Raw genomic sequence first — 17807 nt, forward strand, 5'->3', positions numbered from 1 at the left:
TTTTTAATGTGAGTTATTTGATGCATTCAAATTTTACTACCAGTTCCCAGCGTTTGGGGTTTTCAACCAGCTTGAACATCGGGTCTGCCGAGTCATTGAATTCACAGCGGCGGATATTAGTAAAACCGGCATCGCGCAATTCCTTTTCTGTCGACTCCCAATCCCAAAGCCATAAATGCTCCAGGTAGCCAAACAGATGCTTAGTTACAGCCTTAAAATTCCTGGGGCGCACCTCAACGCCCATCATCATCCTTTTAATAAGGCGTACAGATGCTTCAGGATCATGTTTTACGTCTTTATCGGTTATATAGTCGCGTACTAACACTTCCAGATCGGGCATTATCATCCTGAATATGCCTCCTGGCTTTAACATTTTGTAGGTATTGCGCAATGCAATGCGAAAATGTTCAAGCGACATGTGCTCCAGTACGTGTGAGCAATACACTCCATCAGCAGTATTATCTTTTATGCCTGGTAATCCCTTTGTAATGTCTCCGTACTTAACATTTTTGTCAAAAACCTGTCCAAGGCTGTTTTTAAGCAAAAAGCCAATAACCGGCGTGTTTTGTATGACAAGCGTTGGCGATACATCAAAATTTTGCCACTCAGGAGGAGCGGTTTGGCCGCAGCCATAATGAACATAAAGTTTTTCAGACATATTTAATCCTATAACGGGTTTTACCGGTTTTAAAGATATATTTTTTTTAGCGATATAATTTAAACCCTACGTATTAAATTTATCACCATTGGCTCTATTTCAGCAAGATTAATATAACTGCAAACGCTTAAATTGTTAGTTTAGCAATATCAAAATCAACACATGCTTAATAACCGGAATATATTATGTATAAGTGGTACCGAATGGAATGGAAATTACATAAAGGCGGTTGTAGAGCTGATGAAGGTTTTGTCGGCCACGAATAAGATACTTTTTGTTGAGAATGCTTATACCTATAAGGATGCGCTTACCGGTGTAAGCGATAAAGATAAAATTGATTTTGGCAAAGCTTTAGGCTTTAAAAACCGCATACGCACGGTTAAAACTGATAATGATGGCAGTGTTCATGTGCTTTTTCCTCCGTTGGTTTTCCCGGTTAATTTTTTACCGGATGGCTTCCTATATCGCAACCTGTTAAAATTTAATGCATGGATGCTGCGCCGCTCCGTTAAAAAAGCTTTAAAGCAACTGGGTATGGAAGATGAGCTGATCAATTTTACCTCATTTAATCCAGGAATGGGGTTAATGACCGGCCGTACTTTTAAGGAAAAGGTTTTAATATACCATTGCTATGACGAAATAAAGGGGGCCCCTTTATGGTTAAGCCGGCACGGCCTGCGTTTGGAAGAAGGGTTTATGAAAATGGCCGATGCAGTTATTGTCACCTCAAAAGGATTGTATGACAGTAAAAAGGATTACTGCAGGCAGTGTTTTATAGTTAAAAACGCAGTTAAAGTTGATCTGTTTAAAAAGGGGTTCAATAGTGCGCCAGATCATTCTAAAAAGGTAATAGGCTATGTAGGTACGGTAGATGACCGTAGCGATTACGACTTGTTGCACCACCTGTTTACCAACATGCCCGATGCCGAGTTTGTATTTGTGGGCCGTATATTAAGCGAACGCGGGCAGAACATCCTAAAAAAATATCCGAACGTTAAAATAGAGGGGCCAAAAATGCCCGAACAATTGCCACCTTACTTAAAAACCTTTTCGGCCGGGATAATACCTTTTGTTAAAGACGATTTTACACGGGGTATATATCCTATGAAAATTAATGAGTATTTGGCTGCGGGTTTACCTGTTGTAAGTACTGCCTTTGGCGATATTGCCGATTTTGCCAGTGTGGTTAAAATAACAGATGATAAAGAGGAATTTTTACAGTATGTTATATCCGAGATTGCAGATGATACGCCTGAAAAGCGCCAGGCAAGATTGAAAATTGCTGAAGGCAATACCTGGATAAAACGTGCTAACGAAATATCAGACGTTATTGAGCAGGTAGAGGCGGGTATTAAATAATGCTTTGCAGGTAATTTTAGCAAAAATGTACGTTATTTGAATACCTGTTTATGAACCCATACCAACAAAAACGCCGCTGGAAATATTTTTTACTTGCTTTCGCCGTGGTTATTGCCAGCGGATCTGTTTTTTATACCAGTTACTTAGTTAAAAATATTGCACATAGCGAACGTACGCGTGCACAGGTATGGGCGCTGAGCATAAAACAACTTAGCAATACGTATGATAACGACTTTTTAAGCTATGTTCTGACTGTGCGTGATAGCTTGGTTGTGCCGGCTATAGTTACTAATGCCAAAGGAGATATAACTACCACACGAGGATTGGATTCCACCAAGACTTATATCAAGCTGGATCCACAGGAATTAAAGGAACGTAAACTCAAATATGATCCGGGCTATTTTCAGGATGAGCTTGCCTATATGAAAAGTCAGCACGAGCCCATCCGGCTCACTATGCTTAATGAGCCCTTGCTGGTTTATTATAAGGATTCGGCGCTCCTTACCCAATTAAAAATTTTCCCATACATACAACTCTCTGTTATTGCCATCTTTTTGATGGTTGCCTATACGGCGTTCAGTTCATCACGTAAGTCGGAGCAAAACCAGGTTTGGGTGGGTTTAGCTAAAGAAACAGCGCACCAGTTGGGCACGCCTATCTCATCATTAATGGCCTGGATAGAGCTGATTAAGGAAAAATTTAATGCAGATGATGACCCGCTGATGAGCGAAATGGAAAACGATGTGAAGCGGCTTGAAATTGTGGCTGATCGTTTTTCAAAAATCGGTTCAAAACCGCAGTTAGAGGAGCATTCGGTTTATGAGGTCGTAAAAGATTTTGTTGATTACTTTAAAGTACGTGTAAGCAATAAAATTGCTTTTGAGATGACTGGCAATCGCCGTTTAATGGCCGGGCTTAACATCCCGCTTTTTGATTGGGTGCTTGAAAACCTGCTTAAAAATGCCGTTAATGCAATTGAAGGAACAGGTAATATTAAAGTACAAATTCATGGTAACAAGCAAAAGAAGCTTATTTTTATAGATATTACAGATACGGGTAAAGGTATACCCCGCTCAAAGTTTGATACCGTTTTTCAGCCGGGTTATACCACCCGGCAGCGTGGCTGGGGGCTTGGATTATCTTTAACCAAGCGTATCATTCAAAACTATCATAACGGGCAGATATTTGTAAAGGACTCGGAAGTGGGTAAGGGGACAACTTTTAGAATTGTATTAAAAACTACCAGATATGATAAAGAGGCCAAACTCTGACGAACATGCGCCCTATGCGGCAGGTTATATAGATATGTTACCGCAAGATGCAGACGTTTTACAACTGCTGACAGAGTTGCAAACATCAACTTTTAAACTTTTTAGCAACCTGACTGATGAACAGGCAATGTATGCTTATGCCGAAGATAAATGGACGTTAAAGGAGGTGCTTGGACACCTGATTGATACGGAACGTGTTTTTAGTTACAGGGCGTTCGTTTTCTCGCGCGAGGATATATCGCTTCCGGGCTTTGACCAGGATATATATGTAAACAGTACGGATTATAACAGCCGGGACATACAGCAACTCGCGGCAGAATTTAAAGCGGTAAGAGAAGCTACCTTATACTTATACCGGTCGTTTACTGATGAGCAGTTGAGGCGTTCCGGGGTAGCAAGCGGGCATTTGGTAAAAGTGGCTGCATTGATATACATGACGGCCGGTCATGAACTTTATCATCTTAAAATAGTTAAAGAACGGTATATGCAACAATAAAAAAGGCGCTTGCTGATTGAGCAAGCAATTTTTATAATCTGTTCTTCAAAATGCTTTAGTAGAACGAATTTATTGCATTATAAATGAGTTTGCGGGCGTAGCATCAGTTATATCCATCTAAGGTTAATAAGAAAAGACAACAGCGGTACATCATATAGCCAAAGCAGACTGCACTTAGTACTCAATTAAACAACATCACTAACCCATATCACAAAAAATCCTTGCAGGTACTAACCCACAAGGACTATTTTTAGATCTTTAAATCTGTCAATCTGTATTAGGACCGACTCATCTGTTTATCTTCTGTTACCGCCGAATATGCGCAGCAGCATCAGAAACAGGTTAACAAAATCAAGATACAGGGTTAAAGCGCCCATCAAAGCTATTTTACTTTTGGTCGCATCGCCATACTCATAACCGCCGCCAATGCGTTTAAGTTTCTGTACATCGTAAGCGGTTAATCCGGTAAACACTGCTACACCTACATAACTGATGATCAGATCAAGGCTGCCGCTGCGGAATATAAACATATTCAGGATGGTAGCTACCACAATACCTATCAGTAACATGATCATGATACCGCCAAATTTGGTAAGGTCCTGATGAGTGATGTAACCGCCTATGGCCATTGCGCCGAAGACTACTGAGGTGGTAATAAATACGCCGGCTATGGTACTTGCCGGATAAAAGTAAAAGATATAGCTTAAACTGATACCCATAACTGCCGAAAAGCCTATAAACACAATTGCAAGTGTAAAAAAGCTACCCTTAGTAAATACCGCCCTTGCAATAAAAATAAAGATAAGTGGCGAAAACATTACTACCATGCCCAATAAATTGCTTTTGCTGGTCTCGTTATCGCGCAATAAAGCAGATAACTCAGGTATGAAAGCAAAAAGATAAGAGCATGCTGCAGATATACCTAATGCTACAAACATCCAGGCAAATACTTTGGCAATAAATTTACGCGATGCATCGGCATCATCTATTTGAATAACATTATTGTAAACGTAATCTGTTGTTTTAGTTTCCATTTTATGAATAGAATTTAATATTAGAACGTGATAAAGGTAAAATGTTTAAACGAAATTCAATGAATTTTAATATAGTCGCTTTTGTAATTGTTCTTCAACCTTTTTAAACATTTGCAATGGTTTTAAAGATCGCCAGTTAAATTCATCCAGCTCGCCACCAAAGTTAATATAGTAATCGATATTGCTGTATTTAAATTCATTGATCACATGCTCCCTGAAGTTTATTCCGGCTATCCAGCCATCCTCTACTTCCTGAAACCACTCTTCGTAATAACTATCGTCGGAGTAATGAAAATTCAGAACATTCTCGCCTATCAAAAGATATTTATTGATACCCTGGTCAACCATCACATCAAAAAGCTCCCTTTTCATCAGCATGATATCGTTATTAATGGCATCGTTCCACTCGCCAATAAACTCTATAATAGCGTATCCCCGGTCATAATCTACAAACAATATTTTAAGGTATAATGTATTTGAACCAAATGAATCCCATTGCGGGTGCAGCAGGTAATTATACACCTGCTTATCAAATTCAAACTCACTATACTCAGTAGCATAAAAGGGTGAATTCTCATCTTCTGATGCTATGTAATCATCCCGCCAGCGGTAATATGGTTCTATATCGTGCATGTTATTAAATGTGCAGATATGCAAATTTGCACATGTGCAGATTATTTTAATGTTATTCTTTTATTTGAGTTTGCACCCTGCATATCTGCACATCGTTAATTATCTAACACTGTCAACGGCTTTTCTAACGCTGCCGTGTTCTTTTAACAATTTAGCTGCTTTTGCTTCACTAAGGCCTGTTTCGGCCATTACCATTCGGGTCCCCCGGTCAATCAACTTATTATTGGATAACTGCATATCCACCATTTTATTACCCCTTACACGGCCAAGTTGTATCATTACAGATGTGCTCAGCATATTCAACACAAGCTTTTGGGCGGTACCGGCCTTCATACGGGTACTGCCGGTTACAAACTCAGGGCCTGTAATTACTTCAACCGGGTATTTAGCCTGTGCTGAAACTGCACTGCCGTTGTTGCATACGATACAGCCGGTAGATATACCCATTTCATTGGCTGCTTTTAGGCCTCCTATAACGTAAGGTGTTCTTCCGGATGCTGCTATGCCTACCACAAAATCATTGGTATTGATATCAAATTCCTGCAGGTCTTTCCATGCCTGTTGATCATCATCTTCAGCAAACTCTACTGCCTTGCGTATAGCACCGTCGCCTCCCGCAATAATACCAACCACCCAGTCAAACGGCACGCCAAACGTCGGGGGGCATTCAGATGCATCAACCACACCCAAACGGCCGCTTGTGCCTGCACCAATATAAAAAAGCCGCCCGCCTTTACGCATTTGAATTGCCACCGCTTCAGAAAGTTTTTCTATTTGCGGCAAGGCTTGTTCAACAGCTATTGGCACGGTTTTATCTTCGTTGTTGATGTTTCGCAATAACTCGGCAACCGTCATGGTTTCCAGGGAGTTGTATTTGGAGTCGTTTTCGGTACCTGTTTCCATTTTTTGGGCAACAAACTTTTAGCAAAATTGATTAAAAAACATCAAACCAAAGAAGCATTTATTAATTATAGCCAATAGCCGCTATTTATTAGATTTGCGTGGCACATTCAAATGAAAAATACTGCGGCAATTATCTTCAGAACAATTTTACTTATAACAATTGGTGTCCTGATCGGCTTTTTTTTAAGCGATGGTAATTTTGGCGGTCGCAGGCTTGGTTTAAACCTTTCCGGGCAAGACAAAATATCCCGTGTACTTGACCTGGTAAGACAACAGTATGTCGATTCAGTAGACGTTGACAGCCTGGAAGGTGTCACCCTCAACGATATGTTGCAAAATCTTGATCCTCACTCTGTGTACTTGCCCGCACAGCAGGCGCGAACCATCAACGAAAAGCTTGAAGGCGGCTTTAATGGCATTGGTTTAGAATATCAACTGTTAAGGGATACCCTTGTTGTTATACAGGTTAATAAAAATGGCCCGGCAGCCAAAGCGGGTATAGAAACGGGAGATAAAGTAGTTAAGGTTAATGATAAACCATTCTCTGGCACAAAGCTTAGTATTGACCGTATCAGCAAGTTGTTTCGCGGGGAAAAGGATACTTATTTAACACTTAATATTTCCAGGAACAACTCCAAACAATTAAAGGCTTTCAGGTTAAAGCGCGACCATGTTACGCTTAGTAGTATAGACGCCGCTTATGCTCAAAACGGGACAGGGTATATTAAGATCAGCAAGTTCGCATCTTCAACAGATACTGATTTCAGAAAAGCACTGGCAGATTTAAAGGTTGAGGGCATGCAGAAGCTGGTACTTGACCTGAGGGGTAATGGCGGCGGATACCTAAACACAGCAACAGCGCTTGCTGATGAATTTTTGCCCAACGGTAAGCTGATTGTATATACAAAAGGTGTGCATGAGCCCCGTACCGATTATTTTGCAACAGACTCTGGCAGTTATGAAACCGGTAAGCTTACTGTTATCATAGATGAATATTCTGCCTCGGCCAGCGAAATTTTGGCTGGAGCTATGCAGGATCTTGACCGCGCTACCATTATTGGCCGTAGGTCATTTGGCAAGGGCCTTGTGCAGCAACAGTTCCCGTTTGGCGATGGCACGGCTGTTAACCTGACCGTTGCACGTTATTATACCCCATCGGGCAGATCTATACAAAAATCATATAAAAACGGCATTGCCAGCTATCGTGATGAACTGGCCAACCGGATAAGAAAAGGAGAGCTGTTAAATGCCGGAAGTAACCTGAATGACAGCGCCTTTACCGGCGGTTCCGCCTATCATACCATTAAAGGCCGTAAAGTTTACAGCAGTGGAGGCATTATGCCTGATATTTTTGTACCTGCAGATACCACCGAAAACACTATGCTGATCGATCAACTTATCCAAAATCAACTTTTTACAGGTTATGTTATTGATAGGCTACAAAAAACAATAGCAAGTTATCCTACGGCGGAAAGGTTTATCAATAAATACACAATTACCGATGAAACCATGCATAGTTTTATCATGTATGCCGCACAAACTCTTAAATATATTGAGCCGCATGATCTGGTAATTTCTAAAAATGTAATTAAAACGCTGATAAAAGCTAACGCCGCACGTTTCAGGTGGGGCAATAATGCTTATTACCGTATACTTAATAATGACGACAATACTTTTAAGAAAGCGCTTCTGCAGTAATCAAAACCGCATGCCCATGCCTGTGGTAAAATAAGTGTTTATAGTAACCGGCAGTTTACCCAAAGGTTTTATAACACCTGTTATCACTTTTACGGCCGAACGCTGCAAGGCATCATCTTTTTGATAGCCAACCAGCAAACCGCTACTTTTTTCAATTCCCGGCAAGCCTGCAATAGTATAAGGGTTAGCAAAAACACTGGTAACACAGTTTGGCCTGGATGCAAGGTCGGCTATAAGCAGCCTTACATCGCTGCTGTAATCCAGTTTGCTTTGCGGGCGTGTACGCATATCATGTATGCTGATAAACACCTGATCGAATTTTTTTAGTGAAAGCAGCATTTGCTTCAGCTCATTTACCGGGTTACTTTTTCCAACAAGGAATATCATACTGTTTGGATACCATTTAGATAGCTCCTTTTGAAAAACGGTTGGCCTGTCAACCCCAATGCTTACAATTGCTGTTTTTTTAAGCGGATCCTGGCCCATTATATGAGCATCGCCTTTAACAACGGTTATGGCGGCGTCGCTTAACTGCTGAAAAAACTGAGACGCTGCAGGACGGTTGATGTCGCTTATGATATTTAAAGGTGATGTTGGCTTATATTGATTTAACCCAGCCCAATATTTGGCGGCAAGCAGCTTTTTTATCTTAGCTTCAAATTCTTCACTGGTGATCCGCTTTTTACGTATAGCCTTTAAGATAAGCTTAGCAGCAAGTTTTGAATTTTCCGATAGTTCGATCAGGTCGTTACCCGCTAAAAACGCGCGTAAATCAGCCTCTCCTTTGGGGAAAAACTTGGTTACTCCCTTCATCTCCATAGCATCAGAGGCTACTATGCCCTTAAAACCGAGGGAGTCTTTAAGCAGGCCGGTAACAATTGGACGAGACAACGTAGAAGGTAAATTTTGGGTTGTATCCAGCGCCGGGATATTCATGTGCGCTATCATAACCCCGCTTATACCGGCAGCAATAGCCTGGCGAAAGGGGTATTCCTCAAGAGAGTCTAAACGGTTTCGGGTAAATGGCAATAAAGGCAGATCATAGTGCGAATCGACATTGGTATCCCCGTGCCCGGGAAAGTGCTTGGCAAAAACTATTAACCCGGCATCCTGCATGCCTTTAAAATAGGCTATACCCTTTTGTGCCACATTATATTTATTATCGCCAAATGACCTGTAATTAATTACCGGGTTGTTAGGATTGTTATTGATATCCATATCGGGCGCAAAATTGATATGCAACCCTAACCGCTTAAAATCAAAGGCAATCATCTGCCCCATTTTGTAAATGAGGTTATTATCCTGTATGGCGCCAAGTGTCATCTGGTAAGGATAGGAGGTTGAAGAATCCAGGCGCATTCCTAAGCCCCACTCCCCATCCATAGCGATCAGTAAAGGTACTTTTGATAGCCTTTGATAATTATTTATAAGATTTGCATGCCGTACCGGGCCACCCTGGAAAAATACCAATCCGCCAATATGCTCTTCCTGTATTACTTTGGCTACAGAGTCTTCATACATTTTGCCTTTATTGGTATGTGCCCTTACATAAAACAATTGCCCTATGCGCTCTTTTTTGCTCATGCTTTTGTAAACAGAGTCGACCCATGCATTTTGGCGGGACAGTGAACCAATAAAATCTCCGTTTTGTGCAAACACCCCCTGAGCGAGCAAACAAATGCCAAGGCCGGTTATGTATTTCTTTATATTCATTTACAGTTCAAATGTAGCTTTAATACGCTTTTTGGCTAATTGTTTTTTGGGTTGCAAAATATAAACCAAATCGGGCAAATAAACCTTTTGAATTTTTTGTGCTCTATATCGTAAAATACTAAATAACCCGCATGGTTACAATTAGTATTTGGCAACTGATAATTAAATTTTATGAAACAATGAAAAAACTACTTTTTATGGCCTTTTGCCTGTTTATTGCCGGCGAGGTAAGCGCTCAATATTATCCGCGAAGGCGCCCTGTAAGGCGCGTATACCGCAGGCCGCCGCCAGTACAGCAACGCTATGCAAGGCCCGCGAACGATTATTTCCGGCCATCTGTTGGTGTGGCGGCAGGTATTAATTTTTCTAACACGGTAGATTCTTACAATGCCGACTTTAGTACCAGCACAATTGCCGGCTGGCACGCGGGTTTAACTTTTGAGCTTCCGGTATCTTACTCGTTCTCTTTTGCCCCTGAGCTTCTTTTTTCCCAAAAAGGTTATAAGGCACAAACACCGGATGGCGAGTTTAAGCAACGTACCAACTACATTGATCTGCCTTTGCTGGCAAAGTTCAGGGTGGTGCCGGGTTTTAATTTTGTAATAGGGCCCCAGTTTACGTTTCAAACCTCAACCCGTAATATTTATGATGACGGCTTTAACCGTGTAGTTGAAACAGAGTATGATAACAATGGGGATAAAAGCATTATTGCCGGTGTTATAGGGGTCGGCATTAATCTTAATCGTAATGTTGAGCTAAGGGGTCGCTATGCCATTGATCTGGACCGTAACCGTACCAACGGCCCCTCATTGTTGCCCGATTACCGCAACCAGGTATTTCAACTGGGCTTAGGTTTCAAATTTCAATAAATAAAATATTAGCTTTGGCCTGCAACATTAATTATAATGATGTTGCAGGCCTTTTTATTATGAGAAATGAGCTGTCTTTATTAGTAGGTTTAAAAAACAATATAGAGTATAGTAAAAATTTTTATACTACAACCCGTGCTTTATATCCGGATGCAGAGATTGTGTTTGTTAGTTATGGCAGCACTGATGGAACACATGAATGGCTGGACAGCCTGAATGATGCCAACGTGATTTATTACTACGAGCCCGTGCAAAAAACATTTTCAGATACTTATAATAAATGCACTCAGCTTGCAACAAAATCACATGTGGTATTTGTACATAATGATATGGTGCTTTCACCGGGCTTTATAGAAACACTAACCCCGCAATTACGTGAAGACCGGGTTATATCTTATACTGTTGTTGAGCCGCCGATATTTGCTTCAGACGAACGCCCGAATAAACTTATAAAGGATTTTGGCGAAGATCTTTTGTCTTTAAACATACAGGCTTTTTATGATTTTGCTGCTAACCGTAATGCAAGCAATGATCTGGTTGAATATAACAGTGGTGTAAGTTTCTTTTTATGCCTTCCCCGAAAGGTCTTGTTAGAAACCGGTGGCCTCGACCGGCTTTTTAATCCAATGTTTTGCGAAGACGATGACCTTGTACTTAGGTTAAGGCTTAAAGGCTTGAAATTTTTTATATCACTTAACACCCTGTGCTATCATTTTGTAAGTAAAACTTCAAGGTTCTCTGAAGAGTATCAGTTTAAAACAAAAATTATAGAGCAAAACTCAAATAAGAACTTTATTCGCAAATGGGGTTTTCCGGTTTCATCCCCTGTGAAAAAGAAGTTTAATACGGGCTTCATTATAAAAAACGCGACTATTGAAGTGGTTGCCGAGGTTGAGCCATACGCAAGTGAGGTTTATTTGGATATAGATCCGCTCGCTTACATCAAGCATGAGCAACCAAATACGGGTATAAACCTTAAGCAACGTTTACTGCCTTTTAATGCTGTAAAGGGCAATGATATATTAATATCCCTTGATGCGAAAAGATTTTCAAATAAAACAACTAATGTACTGCGGCATTTAGTTGAAATAATAGATAGACACGTTAACCGCCAATTCAATATTTTTGAAAAACTGATCGGCAAAAATAATTTCAGATTTCAAGCGGATATTTTACATATTCATATTATCAATTTGAGATCTTCAGAACATTCGCTGATTAACCTAAAATAATGGCTCTAAATATCTTCACATTTTTTGTAAGTATAACCTATGGTGTTACTGTATGTAATGAACATGCCGAACTCGACAAGCTTCTTGAATGCCTGGTAGATAACATTAATTTCAACGATGAAATAATAGTATTACAGGATGTTACTAAAAAAGACGCCGCTACTACTGCTGTAATTCAAAAATATGGAGGTAAAATTAAGCACGTTGAAGCTAAGCTTGATAATGATTTTGCTTCATTCAAGAATCTGCTTATTAAACACGCCAAAAGTAAATACCTGTTTCAGATAGATGCAGACGAGTTGCCAAAAGTATACCTGCTAAAAAACTTAAAAAGGAAATTATTTAAAAAGCGCGACTTTGATTGCTTTTTGATACCCCGAATTAACATTGTGAACGGATACACCAATGAACATAGGGAAAAGTGGAACTGGAACGTTAACCCTGAAGGATACATTAATTTTCCTGACTATCAGCCAAGAGTTGTAAGACTAAATGGTAAAATTAGGTGGAAAAATAAGGTTCATGAAGTTTTTACAGGCTACAAAAACCAATATTTTATTGCCGATAAAAATTACAGAATGTGCCTGCTGCACATTAAAGACATAGACAGGCAACAAAGGCAAAACGATTTTTACGATACGCTGGTTTAGCTGCACGCAGCAATTAATCAGCATTAAAGGTTTGCATATCAATAAGCTTACGATATAAGCCATTTCGGTTTAAAAGCTCCTGGTGGCTGCCCTGCTCTACCAGTTTACCATTTTCTAATACCGCGATAACATCCGCATTTTGAATAGTGCTTAACCGGTGCGCAATAACCAGTGATGTACGGTTTTTCATCAGGTTATTTAAAGCTTCCTGCACCAGTTTTTCAGATTCGGTATCCAGCGCGGAGGTGGCTTCATCCAACAGCATAAGTGGTGGATTATTTAATACAGCCCTTGCAATGCATATACGCTGGCGTTGCCCGCCCGATAGTTTTGCTCCTCTATCGCCCACATTGGTATCATAACCATTAGGCGTTTCCATAATAAAGTTATGAGCGTTGGCAATACGGGCTGCAGCCTCTACATCTTCCTTCCGTACATCGGTTTTACCAAATGCAATGTTATTAAATATGGTATCATTAAATAAAACCGACTCCTGGTTAACCACCCCCATTAAGGCACGGAGCGAGTCGGCTTTGATATCTTTGATATCTTTATCATCAATATATATGGCCCCTTCATCCGGGTTCATAAAGCGAGGTATCAGATCCATCAGGGTAGATTTGCCTCCACCCGACGGCCCAACCAATGCAATGGTTTTGCCTTTAGGGATGCTTAAGTTGATGCCGGATAATACCGGGCGCTCTCCATAAGCAAATGAAACATTACGAAAAGTGATGGCATCTTTAAACTCGTTCACCTCAACCGCGTTTGGTACATCGGTATATTTAGGTTTTTCGTCAATCAGTTCAAGTACCCGCTCTCCTGCCGCTATACCCGAGTGGATATTGCTAAACGAATCGGAGATAGCTTTAGCCGGGCGCATAACCTGAGAAAAAATGGCTATATATGCTATGAATTTGGCAGCACTTAACGATGATGCGTTAGTAAGCACCAGGTGCCCGCCGTATAATACAATACACGATACCATAAAAACGCCTAAAAACTCCGAGACCGGCGAAGCCATTTGCTGCCTGCGGGCCATAGCCTTTGTTATGGCAGAGTAACGTTTATTTTCGTCGTTAAAGCGTTTTTTAATATATTCTGTTGCATTGAATGCTTTTATGATTTTAACTCCGGATAAGGCCTCGTCAAGGTAGCTGATCATGTTGCTGTAGCTTTGTTGCGATGCGATGGCCTGTTCTTTTAACTGCTTTACGATCCTGGATATGATAAAAGCTGAAACCGGGATAACCAAAAGTGCATACAGCGTAAGCTTTGGCGACATAATGAGCAGGCTGACAACATATGCTATTAACTGTAAAGGCTCTTTAAAAACTACCTGCAGGGTACTTGTGACCGAAAATTGCACTACCTGTACATCAGAAGCTATTTTGGAAAGAATATTTCCTTTACGCTCGTTGTTAAAATAGCCCATGTGCAGGTTCATCACATTATCAAACACTGTACGGCGTATGTTAAGCAAGGTGTGTATCCTTAGATTTTCCATCACCCTCTGCGATAAATACCTGAATAAATTGCTTAATAAAACGGATACAACAATACTTATACATACAAAAAGTAAAGCCCCCTCTTTTCCATACAGATCTATGAAATGCTTCACGTAGTAGTTAAAATATTCGAGAAAGTTGAGGCCGCTCGGCCCTTTAGCTGATACAGCAGCAGCCCCCTTGGTTATATTTTCCGGATTAAAAAGCGTATTCAGCAGCGGGATGAGCAGTGCCAGATTAAGGGTGTTGAATATGACAGAAATTATAGTGAAAAATGCATAGGGTATTGCAAATTTTCCTATCGGCTGGGCAAATGAAAGTAAACGAAAATAGGTTTTCATTCAAAAATATAAGCTGCAAAATTAGTAAATTGATAAGGATTAAAGGCAGCCGTGTTTAATAACCTATTAAAAGCATAATAAACTTAACTGGATAAACGAAGGTATAAATTTCACACCGGAACATTCCCATTTAAATCCATAACCAACGATTCAAAATGTTGCTGGAAATAAATCTCGTGGGCGTTTTCTCCTTCAGGGATAACATTTGCTGCTCCATAAAATGTTTCAAGTATGCGGGGTACCTTTAAACCCTCGGCAACCGAAAATGGAAACGATTGGTTACCGATAAAAAATTTGCTTCCTGCAATGATACGCGCCAGTTGCATAAAATCTTCAACCTGTACCCATTCAACATTTGGAATGTAATTTTTAATGTCCTTATACTCGGAAGCAACACCAACGAACACCAGATTTTTGTATTTACTTAAAAAGTTATGATCTAAAAAAGAGTTTCGGTACCGCTCGCTTCGCGCTAATACAATTTTATCATTAAAGGTGTTATCAGGTTCAACTTTTAGCCATGGTTTATATAGCTCAGGGGTGACACCTGTAACATAACCACACCAACGAGCGATATTGCCCCTGTCCAGCGGGATAGGTGAACGCCTGAAATCATCCAGGTCTACATCTATGCGCTGCCCTTCTTCTATTTCGCAGCTATGAATATACTCCTGAGATCTGATTAAAGGGAACAGCATTTCAGCCATCTTGCGGTTAAGCATTACATTACCAAGCGGATGAGTAGCGCCCGGATAAAGATGCATAGGCTGATCAAGCTTAAGGTAAAAGTTGATCTGCACTCCGGTAAGTTCATATATCCGTTTAAGCGTGGGCAATGCATAGATTATATCGCCAGAATTACCGCTATGTAAAACGTTAAGGTTTTTATTAGTGAGGCAAAACGCCCGTAGTTTGTGTAACGTATCTAATTTGCTCCCGGCATTGAACTGCATTGCCAAATCGATAAGTTTTTGATTGGCAAGATTCCATTTGTACTCTTTATATTTTTCGCGATTAGTATGTTTAAGCCAAAGCTTTGCTGCCAGGTTCTTTTTTTTGAACATATTATAGTTTGTGAGTGTAAAATCCTGCGCCTTTTACAGATACTTCTTAAAAAGCAGGATCTCATTACATCTTTTATAAGAACTACGCACATTTATTAAGCAATGTTACAACAATTGCCATATATTTTTAATAAACGCATAGTATTATAAAATACAAATGATAATTAATTGCATAAATTTTACGAAAGGCATACTTATAACCAGGCACTGACGCTAAAAAATAGTGATAACGCAGATAGTGCTATCACAAGCATTCTTTATAAAGTTTCAGATATTGTTTTGCTGTATTATCCCAGTTGAATTGATGTGCATGTGCTATAATTGCCGTTGCGGTATTTTCATTTTTATAATGCAACATGCCGTCATTAAAAACACTTTGCATATCATGCGCATCAAAGCTGTTAAAGTAATAAGCTACATTTCCGGCAACTTCGGGTAGAGAAGTAAGATTTGAAACAAAAACCGGCTTGCCGAAATGCATGGCCTCAATAACAGGTAACCCAAAGCCTTCGGCTATTGATGGAAAAACAAACGCTTCGCAGTTTTTATAATACCAGGCTTTGTCGTCATTACTTACAGGTCCAATTATTTTCACTCGGTTTTCGCAGTTATGCTTTTTTGCAAGTTCCATCACTTTGTTTTGGTAAGGTGTTGTTATCCCTGCTATAACGAGCTCCAGACTGTTGTTTTCCAACAAAGCCGGCAACACATGAAAATTCTTTTTTTCAGAAACGATACCAATGGTAAATAAAAACGGCTCTTGCGGTATATATCCTGGTATATGCCTACTTTTAACTTCAAGCTTGTCGGCACCATTATAAATTACACTTAATTTATCAGCGATATGCGGAAAGTATGTCAATACATCCTTAGCAACAAAATTTGAAATAGTGACAACACGCTCGCAGGCGTCAATACGACCACCCAATTTTTTTAAATATCGTTTTATTTTATCGGCACTGATATTCTCATGAACCTGGTTAATATCATGTATAGTAAGTATCTTCTTTTTCCCCCTGATTCCTGATGGATTTAAGCGGGTTAGCTGATCTGTAAAATGAAATAGCTCTACGTTATTTGTATTGATAAAAAAAAACTTATTATACTGCTTTAAATAGGTGCGATGAACAGGAGCGTTGTCAAAACAGTCCGTAGTTCTTGAGTATAAAAAAAAATCCAGATCAAACTGCGAATGGTTATTTTTTATCAATGCATCACCCAGGCTCTTACCAAAATAATATAATCCGGTGTTAGGATATCGCATCGAATCCAATGCAACTAATATTCGCGGCTGGCTCATATCCAATCGTCAATTTTGTTTAAAACCATATGGACGCTAATTGTGTCAAGGGTACCTGTCCCGCTTTCAATATAAGTTGCTTTTTCGCCAACCGGTGCCCATCTGCCAGGGTGTATTGGCCTTACAGACGGAAAAAGCCCAAGTGTATTTATCCCTGCCGCCGCCGCTATATGTAATGGCCCTGTTCCGGAGGCTATTAATCCATCGGTTTGAAAAATTAACGATATAAGTTCTGTTAATGTTAGACGCCCGGTAAGGTTAACAACATGCGCGGGCAGTTTTTTTAACCAATCTGCCAGATACACCATCTCTTTTTCCGAACCTGTTACTATGATATTGAACCTTTGGGGCGGAAGAAGGTTAATTAACGCAGAGAATTTATCAAGCCCCCATTCGGCTCCGCTGCCATGTGATTTTGGATGAATAACAAGATTAAATTTTTGTTCCGACAAAAGTTGCCCGACTTCAGCGGGTAATTTACCAGGATCCTGAAAGAAATAATGTTGGTTTACCGATGCCAGGTCTGGCACCTGCCCAAGGCCAAGGGGTTTTAACAAAATCAAATTTAACTGCGCCTCATGCAGGTCTGATTTCTTACGACTTAGTTTTACCAGTTTGTTACAGGTAAGCCAATGATACAATCTGTTAGTTGTGCCAATCCGTAGTTTTACGCCTGCTTTTTTGGCCAGTTGTGCAACATGTTTGTTTGGAAAAACATGTACTATTGCTTCAATTTTTTTTTTCTTAAAACAAGTTATCTGCTCTGCATCAGGTAATGCCTTTATCTCATCGTAGCTAATAAATTCATCTACCGCACTGCAGTCCTTAATTACCGGTGCAGTATAATCCCTGCCTAAAAAAGAAATTTTACTTTGCGGAAAAAGCTTTTTTAAATAACCGGCAGCAGGCAGCGTAAGCATTACGTCGCCAATAGCATCTGTTCGGCTAATTAATATATGCTGGGGATCAGTTTTCACAGGCATTAAATGATACGGGCCTTAGCCAGATGCTGCAATTATAAAAGATATTTACGTATATTATTCTATAAATTTATTCATTTGCAAAACGTTTAACAGGC

Annotated in this window: 16 protein-coding genes; 7 read left to right on the top strand and 9 right to left on the bottom strand. The window is 40.1% G+C overall.

All coding sequences use genetic code 11. The features are described 5' to 3' along the window. Positions 1 to 13: 13 nt before the first annotated feature. Positions 14 to 658: a class I SAM-dependent methyltransferase gene (locus tag ACFQZX_RS19330; RefSeq protein WP_377118527.1), complete on the bottom strand. Its 645-nt coding sequence runs from the start codon at positions 656 to 658 to the stop codon at positions 14 to 16. A gap of 162 nt (positions 659 to 820) precedes the next feature. Here ACFQZX_RS19330 and ACFQZX_RS19335 point away from each other — a divergent pair, with 162 nt between their 5' ends. Genes ACFQZX_RS19335 through ACFQZX_RS19345 form a run of 3 tightly spaced genes read left to right on the top strand, consistent with a single transcriptional unit; the run spans position 821 to position 3784 of the window. Beyond that, positions 821 to 2017, top strand: a complete 1197-nt coding sequence (locus ACFQZX_RS19335) for a glycosyltransferase (protein ID WP_377118529.1) — start codon at positions 821 to 823, stop codon at positions 2015 to 2017. A gap of 50 nt (positions 2018 to 2067) precedes the next feature. After that, positions 2068 to 3288, top strand: a complete 1221-nt coding sequence (locus tag ACFQZX_RS19340; protein ID WP_377118531.1) for a sensor histidine kinase — start codon at positions 2068 to 2070, stop codon at positions 3286 to 3288. After that, entirely contained in the window at positions 3266 to 3784 is a 519-nt protein-coding gene (locus ACFQZX_RS19345) for a DinB family protein (RefSeq protein ID WP_377118533.1), read from the top strand. The genes ACFQZX_RS19340 and ACFQZX_RS19345 overlap by 23 nt, the downstream gene beginning before the upstream one ends. A 296-nt stretch (positions 3785 to 4080) precedes the next feature. Here the strand turns inward: ACFQZX_RS19345 and ACFQZX_RS19350 are convergent, their stop codons facing one another. From ACFQZX_RS19350 to murQ, 3 genes are all read right to left on the bottom strand, one after another. Next, positions 4081 to 4818 (bottom strand): Bax inhibitor-1/YccA family protein, encoded by a 738-nt coding sequence (locus ACFQZX_RS19350; protein WP_377118535.1) that lies wholly within the window; start codon positions 4816 to 4818, stop codon positions 4081 to 4083. Between the two features lie 66 nt (positions 4819 to 4884). Continuing rightward, the gene (locus ACFQZX_RS19355) at positions 4885 to 5451 is read right to left on the bottom strand and encodes a hypothetical protein (RefSeq protein ID WP_377118537.1); all 567 of its coding nucleotides are present in this window, start codon (positions 5449 to 5451) and stop codon (positions 4885 to 4887) included. Positions 5452 to 5550: 99 nt separating this feature from the next. Next, the gene (gene murQ / locus ACFQZX_RS19360) at positions 5551 to 6354 is read right to left on the bottom strand and encodes an N-acetylmuramic acid 6-phosphate etherase (protein ID WP_377118539.1); all 804 of its coding nucleotides are present in this window, start codon (positions 6352 to 6354) and stop codon (positions 5551 to 5553) included. 111 nt (positions 6355 to 6465) lie between these two features. On the opposite strand from murQ, the gene ACFQZX_RS19365 reads away from it, so the two are divergent. Beyond that, positions 6466 to 8052, top strand: coding sequence for a S41 family peptidase (locus ACFQZX_RS19365; RefSeq protein ID WP_377118541.1), 1587 nt, complete (start codon positions 6466 to 6468; stop codon positions 8050 to 8052). On the opposite strand, the gene ACFQZX_RS19370 is transcribed toward ACFQZX_RS19365, so the two are convergent. Further along, entirely contained in the window at positions 8053 to 9765 is a 1713-nt protein-coding gene (locus ACFQZX_RS19370) for a glycoside hydrolase family 3 protein (protein ID WP_377118543.1), read from the bottom strand. 179 nt (positions 9766 to 9944) lie between these two features. Here ACFQZX_RS19370 and ACFQZX_RS19375 point away from each other — a divergent pair, with 179 nt between their 5' ends. Genes ACFQZX_RS19375 through ACFQZX_RS19385 form a run of 3 tightly spaced genes read left to right on the top strand, consistent with a single transcriptional unit; the run spans position 9945 to position 12516 of the window. After that, positions 9945 to 10634, top strand: a complete 690-nt coding sequence (locus tag ACFQZX_RS19375; RefSeq protein WP_377118545.1) for a porin family protein — start codon at positions 9945 to 9947, stop codon at positions 10632 to 10634. Between the two features lie 59 nt (positions 10635 to 10693). Next, on the top strand, positions 10694 to 11866 hold the full coding sequence (locus ACFQZX_RS19380; protein ID WP_377118547.1) for a glycosyltransferase family 2 protein: 1173 nt from the start codon (positions 10694 to 10696) through the stop codon (positions 11864 to 11866). Then, positions 11866 to 12516, top strand: coding sequence for a glycosyltransferase (locus ACFQZX_RS19385; RefSeq protein ID WP_377118549.1), 651 nt, complete (start codon positions 11866 to 11868; stop codon positions 12514 to 12516). The genes ACFQZX_RS19380 and ACFQZX_RS19385 overlap by 1 nt, the downstream gene beginning before the upstream one ends. A gap of 13 nt (positions 12517 to 12529) precedes the next feature. On the opposite strand, the gene ACFQZX_RS19390 is transcribed toward ACFQZX_RS19385, so the two are convergent. The 4 genes from ACFQZX_RS19390 to ACFQZX_RS19405 all read right to left on the bottom strand — a co-directional run bounded on the left by ACFQZX_RS19390 (position 12530) and on the right by ACFQZX_RS19405 (position 17706). Then, entirely contained in the window at positions 12530 to 14365 is a 1836-nt protein-coding gene (locus ACFQZX_RS19390) for an ABC transporter ATP-binding protein (protein ID WP_377118551.1), read from the bottom strand. A gap of 110 nt (positions 14366 to 14475) precedes the next feature. Next, on the bottom strand, positions 14476 to 15429 hold the full coding sequence (locus tag ACFQZX_RS19395; protein ID WP_377118553.1) for a hypothetical protein: 954 nt from the start codon (positions 15427 to 15429) through the stop codon (positions 14476 to 14478). A 244-nt stretch (positions 15430 to 15673) separates the two neighbouring features. Next, the gene (locus ACFQZX_RS19400) at positions 15674 to 16729 is read right to left on the bottom strand and encodes a glycosyltransferase family 4 protein (RefSeq protein ID WP_377118555.1); all 1056 of its coding nucleotides are present in this window, start codon (positions 16727 to 16729) and stop codon (positions 15674 to 15676) included. Then, positions 16726 to 17706 carry a glycosyltransferase family 9 protein gene (locus tag ACFQZX_RS19405; RefSeq protein ID WP_377118557.1) on the bottom strand — a complete coding sequence of 327 codons (981 nt, stop codon included), beginning with the start codon at positions 17704 to 17706 and terminating at the stop codon, positions 16726 to 16728. The genes ACFQZX_RS19400 and ACFQZX_RS19405 overlap by 4 nt, the downstream gene beginning before the upstream one ends. Positions 17707 to 17807 lie beyond the last annotated feature (101 nt).

This window comes from Mucilaginibacter litoreus (assembly GCF_042676805.1).
In the GTDB taxonomy this organism is placed as follows: domain Bacteria; phylum Bacteroidota; class Bacteroidia; order Sphingobacteriales; family Sphingobacteriaceae; genus Mucilaginibacter; species Mucilaginibacter litoreus.